This window comes from Bifidobacterium aemilianum (genome assembly GCF_003315635.1).
Classification (GTDB): Bacteria; Actinomycetota; Actinomycetes; order Actinomycetales; family Bifidobacteriaceae; genus Bifidobacterium; species Bifidobacterium aemilianum.
Map to the genome: position 1 here is coordinate 64758 of NZ_PDCG01000006.1, position 21648 is coordinate 86405.

At 59.7% G+C, this 21648-nt stretch carries 13 protein-coding genes; all 13 read left to right on the forward strand.

What is annotated here, in order from left to right; genetic code table 11:
- Positions 1–37 precede the first annotated feature (37 nt).
- The 13 genes from lepB to CRD60_RS06775 all read left to right on the forward strand — a co-directional run bounded on the left by lepB (position 38) and on the right by CRD60_RS06775 (position 21602).
- Positions 38–850: a signal peptidase I gene (gene lepB / locus CRD60_RS06715; protein ID WP_236630888.1), complete on the forward strand. Its 813-nt coding sequence runs from the start codon at positions 38–40 to the stop codon at positions 848–850.
- An 82-nt stretch (positions 851–932) separates the two neighbouring features.
- Positions 933–1646, forward strand: coding sequence for a ribonuclease HII (locus CRD60_RS06720; RefSeq protein ID WP_407923182.1), 714 nt, complete (start codon positions 933–935; stop codon positions 1644–1646).
- Positions 1647–1829: 183 nt separating this feature from the next.
- The gene (locus CRD60_RS06725) at positions 1830–2945 is read left to right on the forward strand and encodes a LacI family DNA-binding transcriptional regulator (protein WP_113860519.1); all 1116 of its coding nucleotides are present in this window, start codon (positions 1830–1832) and stop codon (positions 2943–2945) included.
- Positions 2946–3184: 239 nt separating this feature from the next.
- Positions 3185–4816 (forward strand): xylulokinase, encoded by a 1632-nt coding sequence (locus CRD60_RS06730; protein ID WP_113860560.1) that lies wholly within the window; start codon positions 3185–3187, stop codon positions 4814–4816.
- A gap of 174 nt (positions 4817–4990) precedes the next feature.
- Positions 4991–5683, forward strand: coding sequence for an L-ribulose-5-phosphate 4-epimerase (locus CRD60_RS06735; RefSeq protein ID WP_113860520.1), 693 nt, complete (start codon positions 4991–4993; stop codon positions 5681–5683).
- Between the two features lie 118 nt (positions 5684–5801).
- Positions 5802–7319 carry an L-arabinose isomerase gene (araA, locus tag CRD60_RS06740; RefSeq protein ID WP_113860521.1) on the forward strand — a complete coding sequence of 506 codons (1518 nt, stop codon included), beginning with the start codon at positions 5802–5804 and terminating at the stop codon, positions 7317–7319.
- Between the two features lie 317 nt (positions 7320–7636).
- Positions 7637–11371: an ABC transporter ATP-binding protein/permease gene (locus CRD60_RS06745; RefSeq protein WP_113860522.1), complete on the forward strand. Its 3735-nt coding sequence runs from the start codon at positions 7637–7639 to the stop codon at positions 11369–11371.
- 107 nt (positions 11372–11478) lie between these two features.
- Positions 11479–12318 carry an aldo/keto reductase gene (locus CRD60_RS06750; protein WP_236630897.1) on the forward strand — a complete coding sequence of 280 codons (840 nt, stop codon included), beginning with the start codon at positions 11479–11481 and terminating at the stop codon, positions 12316–12318.
- 546 nt (positions 12319–12864) lie between these two features.
- Positions 12865–15675, forward strand: a complete 2811-nt coding sequence (locus tag CRD60_RS06755) for an isopeptide-forming domain-containing fimbrial protein (protein ID WP_127975661.1) — start codon at positions 12865–12867, stop codon at positions 15673–15675.
- Between the two features lie 180 nt (positions 15676–15855).
- Positions 15856–17580 carry an isopeptide-forming domain-containing fimbrial protein gene (locus CRD60_RS06760; protein WP_161522205.1) on the forward strand — a complete coding sequence of 575 codons (1725 nt, stop codon included), beginning with the start codon at positions 15856–15858 and terminating at the stop codon, positions 17578–17580.
- A 43-nt stretch (positions 17581–17623) separates the two neighbouring features.
- Entirely contained in the window at positions 17624–18595 is a 972-nt protein-coding gene (locus CRD60_RS06765; RefSeq protein WP_113860526.1) for a class C sortase, read from the forward strand.
- Positions 18592–19329 carry a hypothetical protein gene (locus CRD60_RS06770; protein WP_127975662.1) on the forward strand — a complete coding sequence of 246 codons (738 nt, stop codon included), beginning with the start codon at positions 18592–18594 and terminating at the stop codon, positions 19327–19329. Before CRD60_RS06765 ends, CRD60_RS06770 begins: the two co-directional genes overlap by 4 nt.
- The gene (locus tag CRD60_RS06775; protein ID WP_113860528.1) at positions 19326–21602 is read left to right on the forward strand and encodes an RCC1 domain-containing protein; all 2277 of its coding nucleotides are present in this window, start codon (positions 19326–19328) and stop codon (positions 21600–21602) included. Before CRD60_RS06770 ends, CRD60_RS06775 begins: the two co-directional genes overlap by 4 nt.
- Positions 21603–21648 lie beyond the last annotated feature (46 nt).

Sequence of the window (21648 nt, forward strand, 5' to 3'; positions counted from 1 at the left end):
GGTAACAGGCCAGTTCCAGCTGGCGGCAGGTTGGTGAATGATGACTGATGGTGAGGAAAGCGAAGTTGGTGGTGATGCGGTGAGTCGACACGGCAGGCGCAAGTATGACGAACCTGCTCTGGGCCAGGATGGGGCCTGCGCAGGCTACCAGCAGTCGGACCAGGACTACCATACCTTCGCTGTGGCCCAGCATGCCTTAGATCCGGAGCCCTTTGCCCAGGCCCGTGCCCGTGAACGTGGGGAGATGGGCGTTAAGGAGTGGGCCATCTGGTCTGTCTGCGTGGTCCTGACGGTGGCTGTGATCCGTCTCTTCGTTCTGGGCATCTACGAGATTCCATCGGGGTCGATGTTGGAGACCCTGCAAATTGGTGACCATGTGGCCGGCAGCATGGTCACCCCAAAGATTTCGGGCCTTAAGCGCGGCGATGTGGTCATCTTCCACGACCCCGACAACTGGTTGGCCGGTGTGAAAGGGCTGACCAGTGACTACCTGGTCAAGCGCCTGATTGGCCTGCCGGGAGACGTCGTTGAGTGCCATGGATCGGGTGCCCCCGTGACCATCAATGGGGTGCCCGTCGATGAGACACCCTATATTCGGCCTGGCGTGCAACCCAGCTCTGTGCCCTTCAAGGTCAAGGTGACCCCTGGCCACATCTTCGTCATGGGCGATAATCGTTCCAACTCGTCGGACTCACGCTTCCACACCGGCGACAGCCACCATGGGCTGGTTCCCATCAAGAATGTGGCCTCGACCGGCCTGGCCATCATCTGGCCCCTCAACCATATCCATATGGTTGACTCCAACCACGAGGTCTTCAAGGATGTGCCCGGTGCCCAGTCGGCCAAGTGACGGTGGCTTGGTGCCGGAACAGGGACATGGTCAGGAGCTGGGGCGCGAACCCCTAGGAGGCGTGGCCGCCCACAGTCTCAGTGTGCCCAACCTGGACTTCGAACGGGAGCTGGCCTCCCAGGGCCATGAGTTGATCCTCGGTTTCGATGAGGTGGGCCGGGGAGCCCTGGCCGGCCCGGTGATGGTGGGTGTCGCGGCTCTCTGGGCCAAGGATCTGCCGCAGGTCATGGTGCCGGCCGGGGTCGCTGATTCCAAACTGCTGACCGAGCATCGGCGAGAAGCCATGTTTCAGGAACTCTGCGCCTGGCCGGCCGCCCATGCCGTGGGGCAAGCCAGCAATGTCGAGATTGACGAGTGGGGTATGACCTACGCCCTGGGCATCGCGGCCCTACGCGCCATCAAGGACCTGGAAGCCCAGCTGGGTCTGGGGGAGGGGCCCGGCAGTCTCGGCAGCCCGGTCTCTGCCGCCGGTCCCGGCCGTATCTGCGGTATTCTGGACGGTCCCTACGACTACATATCCAAGGCCTGCGACACCTTTGACGCCCCAAGCCTCAGCCAGCCCCTGGTGGTGAGGACCAGGGTCAAGGCCGACCGGTCCTGCGCCTTGGTCTCGGTGGCATCGGTCATCGCCAAGGTGACGCGAGACCGGCTCATGGTCTCCATAGCCCAGGGCAATGATGCCTACCGGCCCTACCAGTGGGTCCGCAACAAGGGTTACGGGACCAAGGACCACCGGGAGGCCATCATGGAGTATGGCCCGACCCCCCTTCACCGGACGAGTTGGCACCTGACCTGACCGCGTGTGGGCTGGGCTGGCCTTGGGGCGCTGTTGACCACTGAGGCGCTGCTGGCATCTGCCCGCGGCCTGGGCGGGCTGTGAGCGTTCATGAGTTTGGCCCAGGCAAGGGTAGACTGACGGTAAGCGCCCGGCGGCGGCTTTCGGCCGCTATGGGCACATTCACCAGGAGGGAGTCGGACCATGGCAGGCAGGCGGCGGAGCACCAAGAGACCCTCCATGTTCGAGGTGGCCGAGCTGGCCGGTGTCAGCCACCAGACCGTCTCCCGGGTCATCAATAAGTCGCCGGACGTCTCTGATGCCACGCGGGCCAAGGTGCTCAAGGCCATCAGGACCCTGGACTACCACCCCAGCAATTCGGCCCGGTCCCTGGCCTCACGCAGGTCGCGGACCATCGGGCTGATCGCGGGGGGGCGTAACTTCTATGGCCCCATATCGACCATCTCCGCCATCGAGTCCATGGCCCGCAAGCACGGCCTCTACCTGACGGTCTCCATGGTCCATGAGGCCCAGTGTTCCGAGGCTGACTTTGAGTCCATGTGCCTGACCCTCGACGAGCAGAACGTCGATGCCTACCTCTTCCTGACCCCCACCGATGTCATGTTCTCCCACGCCTGCCGGGTGCGGGTGGACCGGCCCCGGGTGATCATCGGTTCCACCCACGGCGGTATGAGCATGCGGGAGGGCATCAGCCTCCTGCGGGTGGACGCCCAGAAGCGCACGGCCTTTGTGGGCATCAACCAGTGGGGGGCCATGGCCGATATGGCCAAGCTGGTCGCCCACTACGGGCACCGGTCGGCCCTCTACCTGGCCGGCCCCCACGAATGGAGGGACGCGGCTACACGGCTGCTGGCCTGGCAGAAGGCCTCTGTGGCACTCTCCATGCGTTCGCTGATCGTCTCCTCCAAGACCTGGGACGCCTCGGAGGCCTACGCCCGTATGAACCATGTCATGGAACGATTGGGGGCGTCGGGTTCCAGCCTGCCCACAGTGGTGGTCACGGCCAACGACGCCCAGGCCGTGGGCGTGGCCAGGGCCCTGCACGAGCATGGCATGCGCATTCCCCAGGACATCAGCCTGGTCGGCTTCGACGATATGCCGGCCACGGACAACATGTACCCTCCCTTGACCACCGTCCGCCCGGACTTCGAGCAACTGGGCATCTCCGCTATGAAGGAGACCCTGCGGCTCCTGGGCGAGGGTGAGGAGCCCAGCTATCCAGCCTCCTCCCACGGGGTGGGGCTGGTGCCAGCCATCGTGATCCGCCGCAGCTCCCTGGGTCCTGCCCACAGGCAGTAGGAGCTTTCCGGCCTTGTCGGCGCCTGTCTGCGGCCTGGTCCCAACCGGCTCGCTGAGGGGCGTGGCGATTTGAAATCTCCTTCCTGGGGAGCTAGACTATGAGTTAGTTATGTGAGCGCTAACACTCGTGGAGCCACTATCATATGAGGAGCCATCATCAACAACGAGGTTGTGTAACGCCCGCGGCAAGCAGTCAAGAGCTTTCGGCTTGGGTTGATTCTAGGTGAAGGAGCATGACCATGGTAGCAACAATCGACGGGTCGAGCCGGTCCGCCGGTGCGCAGGCGATCAGCCAGGGGCAGACGGCCCTGGGCATCGAGTTCGGCTCCACCCGTATCAAGGCCGTCCTCATCGACAGGGACTACCAGACCATCGCCTTGGGTGACCATGAGTGGGAGAACCACCTGGAGGACAGCCTGTGGACCTACCCCCTGGAGGAGGTCTGGTCCGGCCTGCAGGACGCCTACGCCAAGCTGGCCCGGCAGGTCCAGGAGCTCTACGGCGAACCCCTGACCCGCATCGGCTCCATTGGCTTTTCCGCCATGATGCACGGCTACCTGGCCTTCGATGCCTCCGGCAAGCTCCTGGTCCCCTTCCGCACCTGGCGCAACACCAATACCCACCAGGCCCACGAGCAGCTCTCTGAGCTCTTCCAATACAACATTCCCGAGCGCTGGTCCATCGCCCACCTCTACCAGTGCATCCTCGACCAGGAGGCCCATGTGGGCCAGGTGGACTTCTTCACCACCCTGGCCGGTTATGTCCACTGGCAGCTGACCGGGCGCAAGGTCCTGGGTGTGGGGGACGCCTCCGGCATGTTCCCCATCGACCCCCGGACCCATAGCTGGGAGAAGGGTCTCCTGGACCGGTTCTCGGCCCTGCCCAACGTGGTGGCCCAGCCCTGGTCCATCGCTGACATCCTGCCTGAACCCCTGGTGGCTGGCCAGGAGGCCGGCAAGTTGACCGAGGCCGGGGTTCGCCTGTTGGACCCGACCGGCAGCCTGCAGGCCGGCAGCCCAATGGCCCCGCCCGAGGGCGATGCGGGCACGGGCATGGTCGCCACCAATGCCGTGCGCGTGAGGACCGGCAATGTGTCGGCCGGGACCTCGATCTTCGCCACGGTCATCCTGGATCACAAGCCCGCCGCCCTCCACCCCGAGGTGGACCTGGTGACCACGCCTGCCGGCGACCTGGCCGGCATGAGCCACGCCAACAACTTCACCTCCGACCTGAACGCCTGGGTCAGGATCTTCGGCCAGTTCGCCAAGGCGGCCGGTCTGGACCTGCCCGCCGACGAGCTCTATGGGCTCCTCTTTCGGGCGGCCATCAGCCCCGATGCCGACCCCGATGCCGGTGGCCTGCTCAATTACTGCTTCTACTCCGGCGAGTTCCTGGCAGAACTGGAGGAGGGCCGGCCCGTGTTCGCACGCGGCCCCGAGGCCAGGATGAGCCTGGCCAATTTCATGCGGGCCCAACTCTTCGGCGCCTTCTCGCCGGTCAAGATCGGTATGGACGTGATGACCAAGCAGGAGCACGTCAAGGTCGACAGCTTGGTGGGTCACGGGGGCATCTTCACCACCCCCAAGGTGGCCCAGAAGATCCTGGCTGCGGCCTTCGATACCCCCATCAAAGTCATGTCCACCGCAGCCGAGGGCGGCGCCTGGGGCATGGCGGTGCTGGCCGACTACCTGGGGCATGCCGACATGCCCCTGGACGACTACCTGGACCAGAGGGTCTTCGCCGGATCGGAATCGACGGTCGAGATGCCGGACCCCCGGGACGTGGAGGGCTTTGAGGACTTCTTCGGGCGCTTCAACACGGGGCTGCCCATCGAGGAGGCGGCCATCAAGGCCATCCCTCTGGAAGGCTGAAGGGCCGGCAGGGCTGTGGCCGGTGGGCGGCGGTGGCGGCCGCCGGGCGCAAGGTCCGGGGACCGGAGCAGGCGGGCTGATACCGTCTGTAATGAAAGCCAGGACACATGGTAAGTAAAAGTATGCATCCCGACCCGCCGCAGGGCCGGCCTAGAGCGGAAAGAAGGTAATGCAATGGTTACATTGGCGGATTATTCGGAGCGGACCCGGGCTGAGGTCAAGCAGGTGCGGGAGCTGGTGGCCTCCCTGCACGGGCAGTTGCTCAAGTGGAACCTGGTGGTGTGGACGGCGGGCAATGTCTCCCAGCGGCTGCGCACCGCCGACCTGATGGTGATCAAGCCATCGGGCGTGCGCTACGAGTACCTGACCCCCGCCTCCATGGTGGTCACCGACCTGGAGGGCAACCTCGTCGACGGCTCCGAGGCCCCCAGCTCGGACACGGCCTCCCACGCCTACATCTACCGCAACATGCCCGGCGTGTACGGCGTGGTCCACACCCACTCGACCTACGCCACCGCCTGGGCCGCCACCGGCCAGAACATCCCCTGCGGCCTGACCATGATGGGCGACGAGTTCGGCGGACCCGTGCCCGTGGGCCCCTTCCGCCTGATCGGCTCCGAGGCCATCGGCAAGGGCGTGGTCGAGACCCTCAAGGACTACCCGCGCTCGCCTGCCGTGCTCATGCAGAACCACGGGCCCTTCACCATCGGCAAGGACGCGGAGGCTGCGGTCAAGGCCGCCGCCATGACCGAGGAGGTGGCCCACACCATGTGGGCGGCCAGACAGCTGGGGAAGATCATCGAGATCGACCAGGCCGATGTCGACAAGCTCAACGAGCGCTACCAGAACGTCTACGGCCAACACTGAGCGGAGCGGGTCCAAACGGCAGTAACAAGTAGTGTTGCCGGTCTGGCGCAATGGTCGCCCCAGACCGGCAACACCCAAGCATCCAACAAGAGTCACAGCAGACAGCAAAGGAAGCATCATGACATTCGCACATCCTTTTGAAGGCAAGGAAATCTGGTTCGGGGTCGGCTCCCAGGACCTCTACGGTGAGGAGGCCCTCCGGCAGGTGGCCCAGCAGTCCGCCGAAATCGTCGAAGCCCTGAACGCCAGCGGCAATATCCCGGTCAAGCTGGTCCTCAAGCCCACCCTCAAGTCCTCGGACGGCATCAAGGCCTTCATGACCGAGGCCTCCTCCAACCAGGCCTGCATCGGGGTGATCGCCTGGATGCACACCTTCTCTCCGGCCAAGATGTGGATTCGGGGCCTGGAGGTCCTGACCAAGCCCCTCCTCCAGCTCAACACCCAGCACCATTTCGAGATCCCCTGGGACACCATCGACATGGACTTCATGAACCTCAACCAGGCCGCCCACGGCGACCGTGAGTTCGGATACATCCTTACCCGGCTGGGCATTGCCCGCAAGATAGTGGTCGGCCACTACACCGATCCGGAGGTCGCCGAGAAGGTCGCCACCTGGGCCCGCGCCTGTGCCGGCTGGGACGCCGCACAGAACATGCGGGTCATGCGTTGGGGCGACAACATGCGCAATGTGGCCGTCACCGAGGGCGACAAGACCGAGGCCGAGCGTGTCTTCGGCACCCAGGTCAACACCTGGGCCGTCAACGAGCTGGTCTCCTATGTGGACAAGGTCAGCGAAGACCAGGTCAAGGCCGTGATCGGGGACTACAAGGACAAGTATGATGTGGCCCCCGAGCTCCTGGACGCCCGCTACGACTCCCTCTACACCGCCGCCAAAGAGGAGTGCGGCATGGTGAACATGATGCAGGATTACGGTGCCACCGCCGCCGTCGACAATTTCGAGGACCTGGGCACCCTGTCCCAGCTTCCCGGCGTGGGTGCCCAGCGGCTGCCCTCCGAGTACGGCTTCGGCTTCTCGGCAGAGGGTGACTGGAAGACCTCCATGCTGGTGCGCGTCGGCGCCGTCATGGGTGCCGGCCTTGAGGGTGGCGCCTCCCTGATGGAGGATTACTCCTACAACTTCGTGCCCGGCCAGGAGGAGATCATGGGCTCCCACATGCTGGAGGTCTCGCCCTCCGTTGGATCCATGGCCAAGCCCAGGCTGGAGATTCACCCCCTGGGCATCGGCGGCAAGGCCGACCCGGTCCGTCTGGTCTTCTCGGTGGCCCCCCACAAGGACGCCGTGGTGGTCTCCATGGCTGACATGCGTGAGCGCTTCCGCCTGGTCATGAACGTGGTCGACGTGGTCGAGCCCGGCGGCTCCCTGAAGGTCCTGCCGACTGCACGCGCCCTCTGGAAGCCCCAGCCCTCCCTCAAGGTCTCGGCCGAGTGCTGGCTGCGTTCCGGCGCCGCCCACCACACCTGCATGACCACCTCTGTGGGTCGTGAGGCCTGGGAGGACTTCGCCCGCATGGCTGGGGTCGAGCTGGCCGTCATCGACCAGGACACCAAGCTCCGCCAGTTCGAGCGAGAACTGGAGCTCTCCGATATGGTCCACAGGTTGGACAACCGCCACTGAGTCACCGAGTGGCTGAGTGACCTAGTGGCGCAAGGTCCGGTGGACTGATGCGCCTGGTCGCCCAGGTTGTGGCCATAGTGGTCAAGGATTCAGGCAGGTGCCGATCTGCTGCAAGGCAGGTCGGCACTGTTGCATAGCTGCCGGTACCCGGCCCCCAGCTGAGGCCAAAGCTCCACAGATCGTTGAGTCCCTCCGCGAACCCCGGCCCGCTGCGCCGGACCTGTCAAGAATGACGTTGGTGGTCAAAGACACACTGTTCTATTGGGGCATATTCCGTTAGGCTGGTATCTGTTTTGTGAAAAGGTCGGAGATGAGTAATGGTAGATAAGCGTTTGTTCACACTGGCACCGGGCGTTGGGCGGCTGGTCGCAGCCAAGGTCGTCTGCCTGTGGGTCTCGCTCCTGGTGGACATCGCCTTTGTCTTCACCCTGGTGGGTCTGTTGGGCCAGCTGTTGCTGCCACTGACCCTGCTGCGTGGCACGAGTCAGACGGTGGACCCTCCCGCATCCATGCAGTGGCAGCCCAGTGATTACGGTTACCTCACCATCCTGCTCCTATTCATCGCCCTGATCAAATACCTGGCCATCCGTGCTGCGGCTCACTTTGGAACCGAAGCCGCCGAACGGGTCAAGTTCGCCCTGCGTGAGCGGCTTTACCGCAAGATGTTGGCCTTGGGTCCCGCATACTCCCAATTGGTGCGTACCTCCGACGTGGTCCAATCGGCGGGGGAGGGGATCGAGCAGATCCAGAGCTTCTTCGACCGCTTCCTGCCCCAGCTCTTCTTCTCCATCCTGGCTCCGTTGACACTCTTTGTCGTCCTGCTGCCCATCAATGTGCCCGCCGCTTTGGTTCTGCTGGTCTGCGCACCGCTGATTGTGGCCATCGTGGGTCTGATCGGCAAGAGGACCTCCAAGATCTTCATGCGCTACTGGGGCAAGTACACGGACATGGGGGCCAGCTTCCTCGACGACCTGCAGGGCCTGGAGACCCTCAAGGCCTTCGACGCGGACGAACGTGCGGCCAGGACCATGAACTACAAGGCTGAATCCTTCCGTGTCATGACCATGAAGGTCCTGCAGATTCAACTCCAATCCCTGTCAGCCATGGACCTGGTGGCATACGGCGGTACCGCGGCGGGCATCGCTGTGGCCTTCTGGCAGTTCGCCGCCGGTCATATCGGACTGCCCGCCGGTCTGGTCATCATCCTCCTGTCCGCCTCCTTCTTCCTGCCCCTGCGCCAGCTGGGCACCTACTTCCATGTGGCTATGAACGGGATGACCTCCACCCGTCGTATCTTCGCCCTCTTGGACGCGCCGGAGGCCCAACAGGGCCGGGAGGAGATCGACGCCGATGATGATAGCCTCTCGGTAGTCTTTGACCAGGTCGGTTACGTCTACCCGCAGCCAATCAAGGCCGATGGCAAGATGAGACCGGGCCTGGCCGGGCAGTCAGACCAAACGGGTCAGTCGGGCGAGCAAGTTCGGCAGGGCCAGTCGCCGGCAGGCAAGGCCCCGGTGGCCCTGCAGGGAGTCTCCTTCAGGATGGAGCCCGGCCACTTGACGGCCTTAGTCGGTTCCAGCGGTTCGGGCAAGTCCACCGCAGCGGCCATTCTGGCCGGCACCCTGACCGGCTATTCGGGTTCCCTGACCCTCCACTACGACCAACTGGGCATGGCCAAATCCTGCGAGCTGCGTGACTTCAAGGCGGACTCCCTGATCAGAACGGTCACCCTGGTCTGCGCCCACAGCCACCTCTTTGCCGGGACCCTGCGGGAGAACCTGCTCATGGCCAGGCCAAGTGCCACTGACACCCAGCTCTGGGAGGCCCTGGCCCTGGCCCACATCGACGGTTTCGTCTACCGGCAGCAGGCGGGGCTTGACATGCCCATCGCGGAGGGGGCCTCCAATCTCTCCGGCGGCCAGCGCCAGCGCATAGCCATAGCGCGGGCCCTCCTGCACGATGGCTCCATCTACATCTTCGATGAGGCGACCAGCAGCGTTGACCCCAGCAGCGAGGCCCTGATCCTCGAATCCATCCATGAGCTGGCCCGCCATAAGACGGTGCTCATGATCACCCACCGCCTGGCCAACGCGGTCGATGCCGACCGAATCGTTGTCTTCGACCAGGGCAGGGCCATCGAGGCCGGCAGTCACCAGGAACTCATGGCGGCCAATGGCCGCTACTGGGAGCTCTACAGGGCCCAGGAGGCCGTAGAGGACCTGGGCGAAGGACGGCAGGCCCCGCAGCCACTCAGTCAGAAGGCCGAGGCTATGGATGGCCGGGACGAGGAGGCAGGGCAGCCGGAGGATGCTGGTGATCCCGAGTCACTGGATCAATCCGGGCCTGCCGGGCAGTCCCCGGCGGCTGACCTGGGCAACTTGGCCTTGGTCAAGAGGCTCCTCAAGGAGGTTGGTAGCCTGACCCCCATCATGCTGGCCGCCTGCATCTTCGGTGTCATCGGGCACATGTCGGCCATCTTCCTGCCGGTCTTCGGGCTCTTCGCCTTCCTGGCCCAACTGGGGCGACCTGTCTGGGGCATGGGCACAGGTAGTGCCCTCCTTGCCCTGGCCGCCTGCGCCCTGGTCCGTGGGCTCATGCGTTACGGTGAGCAGTACATGAACCACAACATGGCCTTCCGCCTGCTGGCCCTCTTCCGCCAGAAGGCCTTCACGGCCCTGCGTCGCCTGGCCCCGGCCAAGCTCTCCGGGGCGGGCAAGGGTGACCTGGTCGCCCTGATCACCACGGATGTCGAGCTGCTGGAGATCTTCTTCGCCCACACCATCTCCCCGGTGCTGATCGCCCTGCTGACCACGGTCCTCTGTGTCCTGGCCCTGGCCTTCATCAGTCCCTGGTACGTGCCGTTGCTCGTGCTGGCCCACCTGGTCATGGGCCTGGTGGTTCCCCGTCTATTCGCTAGCAACCTCCAGGGTATCGGCAAGCAGATTCGCCGTGTTTCCGCGGCTTTGGATGCCCGCGTCCTCGACGATATGCGGGGTCTGGGTGAGATCATCCGCTTTGGCCAGGGCAAGAACCGTCTCTCCCAGGTTCTGGATAGGACTCGTGTGCTCTGGGCCCGACGGGCCAGACTCAGCCGAAAGAACGGCAACTTCGAGGGTATCTCCGCCCTGGTTGTCATGGTCTCCACCGTGGCCGCAGCCTGGCTGGGGCTTGTCCTCATTGGGCAGGAGGGTCTTTCTGCTGCCGGCAGTCTGGTCGCCATAGTCCTCATAGCCAGCTCCTTCGGCCCCACCAGCGCCCTGAGCGCCCTGCCGGCCAGCCTGACGCAGACCTTCGCCTCCGCCCGGCGCATGTTCGCCCTCCTGGATGAGGTGCCCGCTGTTGAGGAGCGTGGCAGCGGCAAGCCGGCATACACCGGCATGGCACTGGAGGCGGTCAGCTTCTCCTATGATTCCGCCAGGCCCGCCAATTCCACAGACTCCACCATGCCCTCTTCCGGCCATCAGGTCTTGGACCACTTCGATCTGACCGTGCCCCGCCAGGCGATCCTGGGCATTCAGGGTCCATCGGGCCGAGGCAAGTCGACGGTCCTCAAGCTGCTCATGCGCTACTGGGACCCCCAGCAGGGAAGGGTCAGCTTCTCCAACCAGCCCCTGCCGCAGATTGATGCTCATTACCGCCGCAAGGTCCAGACCCTGATGAGCCAGGAGACCTATCTCTTTGACGGCAGCATCCGCGACAACCTGCTGTTGGCCAGCCCGGGCGCCGGCGACCAGGACCTACGTCGGGCCCTGGGCCAAGCCTCGGTCCTTGACCTCATTGATTCCCTGCCCCATGGTCTCCAGACCAATGTGGGAGAGTTGGGTGGCCGTATGTCCGAGGGGGAACGCCAGCGAATCGGCCTGGCCAGAATCTTCCTGCGCGAAGCCCAGCTGGTCCTCTTTGACGAGCCGACCAGTCGCCTGGATGCCCTCAACGAGGCGGTGATCCTCCAATCCATCAAGCGGCTGGCTGACGGTGGCAACACCGATATCGTCATGGTCTCCCACCGGCCCTCCGCCATGCGGATCGCTGACCAGGTCCTGACCCTCTGAGCTTGCTACACTGAGCGGGAGCGCCGTACGGAAGGAATTGGCTCATGACCGCTATCGACCAGGGCGATGCCCCCAAGACGAACCATTCAGGCAGCCCCTGCACGTCGATGCCGACCGTTCGGCTCAACGATGGCAATCGTATTCCCCAGGTGGGCCTTGGCCTCCTGCGGATTGATGACGAGGACACCAGCCAGGTGGTCACCAGCGCCTTGGAATTGGGCTACAGGCATCTGGACGGCGCTGCCGGATACCAGAACGAGGGTGGCCTGGGCAGGGCCCTAGCCTCCACTGGCTATGACCGGGGGTACAAGCGGCGTGATCTGTGGGTAACCACCAAGCTGAGGGACTCGGAGCAAGGCTACGAGAGTGCTCTGAGGGCTTTTGACAGGCAGCAGTCCTTGCTTGGGCTTGACTATGTGGACATGTATATGATTCATTGGCCCACGCCCTTCAACTGGCGGGCCAACCAGGTATGGAAGGCCTTCGACCAGCTCCGTGCTGAGGGTCGGGTGCGGTCCCTGGGCGTCTGTAACTTTTTGCCTGAGCATCTGGAGCGTCTGCATGCTGAGACTGGTGAATGGCCGGCGGTCAACCAGATAGAATTGCACCCCAGTTGGCAGCAGCGAGAGCTGGTGGACTTCTGCAAGGGGGTGGGCATCGCGGTGGAGGCGTACTCCCCCATGGCGCGCGGAGCCGATCTCGAGGCAGGGGGAGGGCTCATCGAGAAGCTGGCCCGGCGGCACGGAGTCTCCCCAGCCCAGGTGATTCTTCGCTGGCATGTTGAGAACGGGACCATCATCATCCCCAAATCAGTCCATGCCAGTCGGCAGGCAGAGAATCTGGATCTCTTCTGCTTCTCCTTGAGTCCTGACGAGCATCAGGCCCTTACGGCACTGGATTCAGATACCCGAGCCGGGCATGATCCGCTTAGTTTTTCCTATGCCTGAGCAGGAACCTAGAGACTTCTGACTCAGTGAAACACGCCAATTTAACAAAAGTCACAGAATATGTTATAGTGATATTAATCGCTCTTATTGTGAGAGTTAAACTGTGAGTTTCTTGGAAGTGCAGCTTTGGGCTTCATGAGGAACAATTTTTGAGATAGCATTCTATCTCAAAGTGGATGAATTGGGGGATTCATTCGATGATTACTAATCTTGAGCCGCGCACGTATGTGCTTTCGGCACTTCATACACGGATGCATATCGCATTTCCAACTCTTGCCATTTCCACAACGACACTGAGGTCACTGGCAGGAGAATGGCACATTCCGCATCCTTGATACAACTTTCTTCTCTTTCTTAGGCGTGCGCGTATCCACTCCGGGTTGGTCATTCGTTGACGACCTCTTGGGCAATGTTATGATGCCTGTTCGCGCAAGCTCTGGCAGGGTACTGATTGTTACCCACTGTCTCACATAAGTTGGCATATCCGAGTTGTAATCGGATGTGCCTTGTTCGACACATCTGTTGGTACTGGGGGAATAGTAGGCAATGGTAAAACACGCAGAATTGCGGAGCAAGCTTCATCCGGCGGTGATTGGTCTGATCGCTTTGGTGGTGGTCTTGTGCCTTTCGTTGGTGGCCTACGGGTTCAGCGCTGGTCTTGGCGTGACACAGCCACAGTCTGGTGGCAAACTCACGCGTGAGGCCAGCGTTAAGCGTGCTGGTGAGGATTTCCCGACCTTGGGTCAGACGGCTCGTTTCGGTGTTGCCAATGCCGACAGGCAGGGTTATGGAGCCGCGGCTGAAGGCCAGTACCTGGCCTATGTTCAGCAGCAGGGTGTTTCAGGCCAACAAGGCGATGGTTCAGTGGCCTTGGAGACGTTCCAAGGCTCCTACATGCCAGGAAGTATTGATATTGGCAAGTGGACTGGCAATACCGAATACGATGGGTCGGGGATGACTCTACCCGGCACGATTGTCATACCCGCTCCATCTGATGCCTCTGGGTTCGGTTACGGGGTAGCCCTGAGCCATGGCCGTCTTATCGTGTCGGCGAAATGGTCTCAGCAAATTTTCGTCTACGACATGACTGGTAGCCTGCTGCGTACCATCAGCAAGCCGGTGGATACAGCCAGGTACCACATTGGCAATTTTGCCGAGTCGATTGCCGCCGATGGCGACACACTGCTGATCGGTGCCCCGAACTCTAAGGTCGATGACCTTGAAGACGCGGGTATGGCGTTTTCCCTTGACCTCTCTGATCCCTCCTCCCTTCCCCAACCGCTGCTGGCTCCCAAGCAGGACCCCTCAATCAAGGCAGGAGCCTTGGCAGGTCAGGCTCTTGCGGTGAGCAAAACCGCTTATGCTATTGGAGCTCCTGGGTACATCACCGAAATTGCGGGCACCCCTCGTATAACCGGTCTGGTCCAGTTGTTCGACCAGGCTGGAAGTCTGTCCCATGACCTGACGGTTGATACGGGTGTCGGTTCATACCCACGTGCGGAAGGAAGCAGCCGTGCCGGACTGGGCCGGTCCCTGGCCTTCAGCGGAGATGGGAAGACCATCTACGCAGGCGACCCGTCTTGGGATAGGGGGACTGATGGAGATAATCAGGTCGGGCGTGTCTTAGTCTTTGATACCACTTCTGGGGCTGCCGGCAAGGACATCGAGATCACTGATCCCGCTGGGGCTTCATATGTGGGAGGCTCCGTAGCTGTCGGCAAGTCAGCGGCGGGCAATGACACCTTATATGTTTCCTATCAGGGACAGGATGGCAGCCAGCCCGCGAATCCAGAAGGTTTCGTCGCAGGATATGCAGTCACCAAGAACGGTCCGGAATTGCGTCAGACCTTGAAGCGATTCAACGGTGTGGATGCGAGATTCGGATCCATGGGTCTGCTCGGTGGGGCCATTGTTCCTTACTCCTATACCAGTAACACTGGTGCGAGCAACCCCGATGATGAATACCATCAGCGCCTTTTGGTAACCGGTGGGGATTATGTCTACAACTTCGAGGACCAACTGAACCTGAATCTGGCTAAGGAATCTGATCCCCCTACGGGCACTCGGGTATTCCCTGGGCAGGACATCACCTATACCTTGAAGATAGAGAATCCTAATCCGGTCAGCAGTTCCGTACACACCACTGTCAGTGATGACCTTTCGGGGGTACTCGACTATGCCGAGGGTGGGCAGGTGTCATCCCTGGCAGTCGATCCTTCCACCGCAGGGCCCGCGCCAGTATTCGACCAAGCCGGTAAGAAGATCACCTGGACCGGTGATGTCCCTGGTCGCAAGACCGCAAGCATCACCTACAAGATCAAGGTCAAGAAGAGCCAAGATCCCCTGTATTACCAAGGAACGATTAAGAATGTTTTCAGTAGTGACCGGTCAACCGACCAGCCTTCCACGGAGCAGAAACTAGGCAAGGTCGATATGAAGAAGACATTGCTTGACGCTCATGGAGACGAGGTTGCTACGGCCAATTCGGTGGCTTATGATCAGGATTACAGCTACCTGCTGAGCATCTCGAACCACACAGACACTGATGTGGACTCGGTCACCATGACCGACGACCTCGGCAAGCTGATGGATAAGGTCGATTTCGACTCATCAGCAGTCACCTCTGATCCGGCAGCTGCTGGAGTGACTTCATACGACCAAGCGAATAAGATACTAACTTGGACGGGACCTCTGGCAGCACATTCCACGGTGAAGTTGAACTTGCCTATCCATACCCATGACGCTCAGTCAGCTGGGGCGAACCTGGTCCTGGAGAACTTCATGACCGGTGATCGTGGTCCCGATTCAAACACGGTGTCAAACCCCTTGGTCGGCGTCTCGCTGGATAAGAAGGCACAGAATGCAAGCGGTGTGAGCATTGGCTCAGTCGGGAATGGTCAACAGGTCCATTACCAAATCGTCTACACCAATACCACTGGCGTGACCGTATACAGGGCCGAGATCTCTGATGACCTGACCCAAGTGCTCGCCAACGCATCGGTTCCTGAACACCTGAATGCCACATCCTCTGATGCCACTCACGTTCTAGCGCAGCCAACGTTTACCAGTCCTCATCTGCAATGGGAGGATAGATCGGGCATCAAGCCCGGTGAGGTGGTAACCATCAGCTATGATGTGACGGCTCATCCGAACGTCCCCAAGGGGGCTTCCCTGAAGAACTCGGCGACTTCTAAGCAAACAACCGATAATCCGAGTACTGAGGTGAAGTTCTCCCATCCCCTGTCTACGCTGCCACTTACCGGAGGACGGCTCATGGCCATGGTCATGCTCGTGCTCACAGGTTTCGGGCTGGTGGTCATAGCCATCTATATCCGCCGTAGCAGGCAGGAAATCTAAGACTTCTTCCGGGATACCGGAAGGTGCGGTGGCCCATTCACATAGTGGGCCACCGGAAGTGAAGGAAGTATGACTTGTCGATGGTCATACCGCCATTGTTGAAAGGAACAAGGGCAAATGAAAAATACGAGGAGTATGAAGCTGCTCGCTTCTCTCACAACCGTGGTGGCAGGACTCGCCATGGCTGCTGGTGGTGCGATCACTGCTAGTGCAGCCAACCGTCCGGCGGTCTCTGTCGCCATCACTGGTGACGCTGCCAAGGGACGAACCTACAAGGCTGTGAAGCTTGCAGATTACACTGATGTTGATGAATCCAGCACCCCCTTCGCCGTGTCGGTGGCCACTGTTGCCGACCCCACGATCCAGACTGCTGCCAAGAGCACTCTGGATGCCGTGCTGGCACCAACCGTGACGAATGATGATCCCATGGCCTACGTGGCTGAGCACATGAGTGGAGACACTTCCAAGGACCCCGAAGCTTATGCGGGCCAGCTGCGTGATTTTGTCACTGCACTGTCAAAGAACGCTGACATTAAGACTCAGGTAACAAACAGCACCATTAGCTCTGTACCTGATGTCAACACCCAAACACCCAAATTCACCTTTGATGATGGCATCTACCTGATTGAGGATGCCGCACCTGCAGCATCCGATGCCCAGACGACCCTCCCCATCCTGGTCAGCACCAAGATTGGTGGTGTGGCTGATGCCAATCAGCCTCCTTTCGTCACTGATGAGGTGAAGATCAAGGCCAACTATCCTGGAAAGCCTGAGAAGACCACCTCTCAGCCCAGCTACAATGTTGGTGATTTGGTTGACTTCACCATTAAGAGCACTGTTCCCACCTACACCAATTACGACCCGGCTACCTACGTGCTGCACGTTAACGATAAGCTGTCCAAGGGTCTTAGCTACAGCGAATCGCTGATGGATCCCAAGGTGTCGATTGACGGCACGGATCTCGTGTTGGGTACCGATTATACGATCGCCACCACCGCGACCCAGGATCCGACCGCGGGTCCCGTCTCCATGACCTTCAACTTCGATAACTTCATGCGTGGCAAGATCACCAGCAAGGACTTCAGCCTGGCCGGAAAGCAGATCGTCATCACCTACAAGGCCATTCTGAATGATGAGGCCATCTCCGTCATCTACCCCAACGGTTCCACGACTCCCACCGGTTCCGTCCACAACGACGCAAATGTCGAATTCTCCAACGATCCTAGCGACGGCAACGGTGGCAACACCGGTAAGACACCTGAAGGCAGCACTCCTGTCTACACCTTCAAGCTGCAGGTCAACGCTGTAGACAAGATCACCTCCAGGCCCTTGGAAGGCGCCAAGTTCACGGTGAAGTCCCTGAATGGTGCTCAATTGTCCTTCGTTGAGATCAAGGACAACTCTGGTGCTGTCATCGCCTATCGCACGCCTCTGCCTGCTGAGCTGTCCGATCCCAGTGTCACCAAGGTCTCCGAGATTGTCTCTCCCGCCAATGGTGAGATGCATATTGATGGTCTTCGCGAAGGCACCTTCACCGTCAAGGAGACTGGGGCCCCCACCAAGGATATCGACGGTAACCCGACCAGCAAGTACAAGCTGCTGTCTACCGAGGACTTCGATGGCAAGATCGCCGCTACCTACAAAGCCGACAAGACTCTGGACACCCTGGACTACTCCATGGCGCGTCAGGATCTTCCGGGCTTGGCAACACTGATCGATGCCCAGAACGGTATCTTCCAGGTGGCGCATGTCACCAGCTTGGCGCAACTGCCCCTCACTGGTGCCTATGGAGTTACCTTCCTGGTTTCGCTCGGTGCCATTCTGGTGTTGGCCGGTGGTTCCCTCTACCTGGTTGCTCGTAAGAAGGGTCAGCTTTCCGCTGCCGACGCTCCTGCGAGTCTCTGAGATTAACTAGGTAGGTTGCATCATGGAAGGACGCTCACAAGCAATGGGTGAATCATTGGTTGAACCCGTCGTCGTTGAAGGCGACGGGGAGCGTCCTTCTGCCCATGCGCACGGTAAAAAGAGGAGATTGCTGTCCGAAAACTCGCTGAAGCTGCTGTCACTACTCATCTTGATTCTCGGCTTGTTGGTCATATCATATCCGTTCGTCAGGCAGTACCTATCCGGTGTTGAGCAGAGTCGCCTCTCCGATGAATCCACCAAGAAGGTGCAAGCCTGGCCTTATCCGCAGGCTGAGGAGTCTATCAAGGCAGCGAAGTCCTACAATGCTAGGTTGGCCCAGTCAGGGCAGCCTGTCATGGGAGAGGTCGTGGACCCTTTTGGCTCTGAGAAGACACATAGTCAGACAGAATCTGAAAAGGATAAGCAATACCAGCAGTTACTCGATCAGGGGGAAGGACAGATGGGTTCGGTGCGTATTCCGAAGATATCCGTGAACCTGTCCATCTACCATGGCACGTCCGAAGCCGCATTGGCATCTGGAGCTGGTCATCTCTATGGAACATCCTTGCCGGTGGGCGGTCCATCAACCCATTCAGTCATAACAGGACATCGTGGTCTGGTGAACGCACTCATGTTCACTCGCTTGGATGAGATGAAGGTCGGGGACCCCTTCTACATCACATCCATGGGGAAGACCAATGCGTACGAAGTCGATCGTATCAAAGTTATAGAACCTGACGACACCAGTAGTCTCAGGATTCAGAAGGGGGAGGACAGAGTCACTCTGATGACCTGCACCCCTTACGGTGTTAATACTCATCGGCTCCTGGTGTCCGGGATCAGGGCACGTATGCCAGAGCCCATTCCCTATCCACAGGATGCCAAAAAGGATCTGACCCTGGTGGCTGTCTTAACCATGGCATTTTTGGTCTTGACCTTATTGGTCAGTCTGTTCATCATCGACAACCGGAAAGTGTGGGCGGTAAGGCACGCCGCCAAGAGGGGCAACAAGTGAAATTTCATCAGCATACGAATCATGCCAAGTTAAGGGGGAAAGCCATGCTAAGGCTTAGTGGAAGACGAACATACCTGGTCTTCGGATTGGCAGCTGTGCTCGTAGGGGCGCTGCTGGCGCTGGTCGTTACACCGTTTGGCAGGGCCACCGGTGAGGAGGGAGCGACTGACAACGACTTCGTTATCAAGGTGGAGGCGGCGACCGGGAATGGCCCAAATTCCAAACCGACTGGTACGGGAAGCGCTGATGACCCTGTGAAGGTCCAGCTGGTGGACCCTTTCTCCTCTGGCCAACAGCAGTGGAATATTAAGGTAACGGCCTCCCAAAACCAGGTTGGTCGCATTGCTTTCAAGTTCATGGATCCAGACCCCAACCTGAAGGTCAAGGGCAAGTTTGTACCGACCTCGGCCGTAGCTGCTGGGACCTTACCAAATTATTCGTACTATCCAGATCTATTCACTCAAATGCGGTTCACCATATATGACGGTGGGCAGCAGTTGTGGACTGGGAAGTTGGGGACAGATGGGGCAGAGGATCCCAGCAATCCCGCGGCGAACAATCCTGCAGCCCCGGGATGGCTGGAGACCAAGATTCCCGTCTCCTTGCAGAAGGGGCAGACCAAGACCTTCATTGTCAAACAATTTATCGACACGACTCTGTCCAAGGACGAGCTGTTTGTTTACAACGGGACCACCACTGGTCTGAACATCTTGGTGAAGGGAGAGACCCGATGAAGATTATACGACGCGGATACGGTGCGCTGGCACTGTCAGCCGCTCTGGCTGTGGCCATGCTGCTGCCGTTGTCCGCCACTAACGCAGATGCGGCCTATATTCAGCACAAGCAGGTGGAGATTGCCTCTCCAGAGGAGGATTTTGCTGACGGTGCTGGCGTCAAGGGCACTTATGCCCTTGATTCCCAGATTGCGCTCGACAAGGGCGGTAATATTTGGATCTGGGGCTACTACAATTACTGTTCCATAGATAATGCTGGACAGGGTGGCGCGAGCTCGCCAAACTCGAAGAACGGTGCCTCCTATACCCCCAAGAGCACCCCGGAGGGTCCGGCATGCCAGACCTGGGAGCTGAACAATCGTCCTCAGATCATCAAAGGAGTCAACGGTTTCACGTCCATCGCAGCCTCAGCCTATGCCGTAATGGCGGTGGACAAGCGGGGGAACCTCTACGGGTGGGGAGACAACACCCAGAGAGGAACCAATGTTCCAGTAAGTGCGGCATATCCTGCAAATGGATTCACGGCACCCATGGTGACCACTGGTGGCGTGTTCGGACTGTATAAGGATGGAACCGCACCCCCAGAGGGCATACCCAATGATGTGAATCAGGCCAATCCCAACGCCTCTCCCAAGACATGGAAACCTATAGACGGCCCCGATGCTCCGTTGCCAAAGGGAGCCCTGGCTACGGCCTATCCGGACGGCTTGAACACCAGCAAGGTGATCAGCGTCTCTTCCAATGAGTATGGCTTCGCCTACCTCAAGGAGGATGGCACCGTATGGACGACAGGAGATCCGTCATTCGGAAGACGTGGTGTCGGTAAGGTTGGCCCGGCCGGGGGCTGGACTTCTCCGGGGGCAGCTGGATCCTTATCGGGCTACCCGGTTGACCAGCAGGCTGGTGTGGCACAGGTTCCCACCAAGGTGAAGTTTCCTGCCGGCACCAAGATTAAAGAGTTGTTTAACTCCTATGAGGGTTTTCACGCCGTGGATTCTGACGATAATGTGTGGTACTGGGGTAGGAATTATCAGGGGAATGCGGGGCTGTCAAACAGCGAACTTCAGGCCCTGTCTTCCGCTGATCAGAGTAAGCCTTGCTGGCTGTTGAACACCACCTATTATGAAGCATACTGCTATCAGCCTGTCCAGGTACCCTCCCTCACGAAGGTGGTTCGTGAAAATGGTGCCAGCAAATTCGCAGAAGGTTATGGCTTCGGTAGCTTGCTTGACAGTAAAAACAATCTTTGGGTGTGGGGTTCAGCCAATTATCGTGTCGGTATGCCTGACGCCGCAAATCAAGGTGGAGACACCATCTGGGATTCCACCCCGCATATCTTCAGTGCGAAGACAGACACTGGCAGCCGGATTGAAGGCACGAACGTGATTGATATGAATGCCACATACCATTCAGGTCAGTTCGTCACCGGTGATGGTTACGTTTATGGATGGGGCGAGGCCAACATTGGCGGTGCCAATACACCCAATCTGGCTCCGGACGGTGTTACACCCTGGAATAGTGAACATAGACCAGGCATCGTCTGGGATCCGACCACTGATCCCCAGCACCGCAAAGCAATCAGAGTCGGCGGTAACAAGGATGCCGCAAACTTTAATCTGGATGACGGGTCCATTTATAGTTGGGGCGAGAATGGTGGCGGTGCGGCCTTGGGTGGTTGGGGCTATGGCTCAACCAAGGAGTTTGAGGTCTGCGCTTATGGCGTTCCCGGCTGTGTATCACCCAAGATCTACTACACCGGTAGCCCGAGGGACCAGTCTGGTATTACGATTTGGCCAGCCGTCTTTGTGCCTGGTATCCAGAATGTCGGTAAGTACCAAAAGGTTGTGAAGAACGCCTATCCCTTCCAAGGCACCGAGGTAAAGAAGGGTGACATCGTAGAGTATAACGAGATTCTGACCAATGATAGGACAGGCTTCCAGAATCCAAAGATTAGAGTGGAAGACACGTGGGGAAGCAAGGCGACCTTGGTTAAGGACTCCTTCGTGGCCCAATACTCTACTTCCAATAGCCATAAGGTCAATGCGGCTGATGATCCGCAATGGGATGTCACTTCCAAATTTGATATATCGCCTACTGGTTTCACCACCAATGATCCAAACTTTGTGTTGGATCCCATGTCCACTCTGGTTGTCCGCTACAAGATTCAGGTCACTGCTGATAGCGGTTCGGTGGGTGGTGTGGTGAAGCTCTTTAACCTATCGGACAATTCAGAAATAGATTCCGACGAGACCAGTAATCCCATCGGTAAGTAACAGTCTGATTGCGTTGCCCTGTATCAGAGTTGCCTGCATTCAAGGA

Bases quoted from the DNA above. Each gene is read 5' to 3' on its own strand.
- lepB (WP_236630888.1), top strand. From the start codon at position 38: ATGATGACTGATGGTGAGGAAAGCGAAGTTGGTGGTGATGCGGTGAGT.
- CRD60_RS06725 (WP_113860519.1), top strand. From the start codon at position 1,830: ATGGCAGGCAGGCGGCGGAGCACCAAGAGACCCTCCATGTTCGAGGTG.
- CRD60_RS06730 (WP_113860560.1), top strand. From the start codon at position 3,185: ATGGTAGCAACAATCGACGGGTCGAGCCGGTCCGCCGGTGCGCAGGCG.
- CRD60_RS06735 (WP_113860520.1), top strand. From the start codon at position 4,991: ATGGTTACATTGGCGGATTATTCGGAGCGGACCCGGGCTGAGGTCAAG.
- araA (WP_113860521.1), top strand. From the start codon at position 5,802: ATGACATTCGCACATCCTTTTGAAGGCAAGGAAATCTGGTTCGGGGTC.
- CRD60_RS06745 (WP_113860522.1), top strand. From the start codon at position 7,637: ATGGTAGATAAGCGTTTGTTCACACTGGCACCGGGCGTTGGGCGGCTG.
- CRD60_RS06750 (WP_236630897.1), top strand. From the start codon at position 11,479: ATGCCGACCGTTCGGCTCAACGATGGCAATCGTATTCCCCAGGTGGGC.
- CRD60_RS06755 (WP_127975661.1), top strand. From the start codon at position 12,865: ATGGTAAAACACGCAGAATTGCGGAGCAAGCTTCATCCGGCGGTGATT.
- CRD60_RS06760 (WP_161522205.1), top strand. From the start codon at position 15,856: ATGGCTGCTGGTGGTGCGATCACTGCTAGTGCAGCCAACCGTCCGGCG.
- CRD60_RS06765 (WP_113860526.1), top strand. From the start codon at position 17,624: ATGGGTGAATCATTGGTTGAACCCGTCGTCGTTGAAGGCGACGGGGAG.
- CRD60_RS06775 (WP_113860528.1), top strand. From the start codon at position 19,326: ATGAAGATTATACGACGCGGATACGGTGCGCTGGCACTGTCAGCCGCT.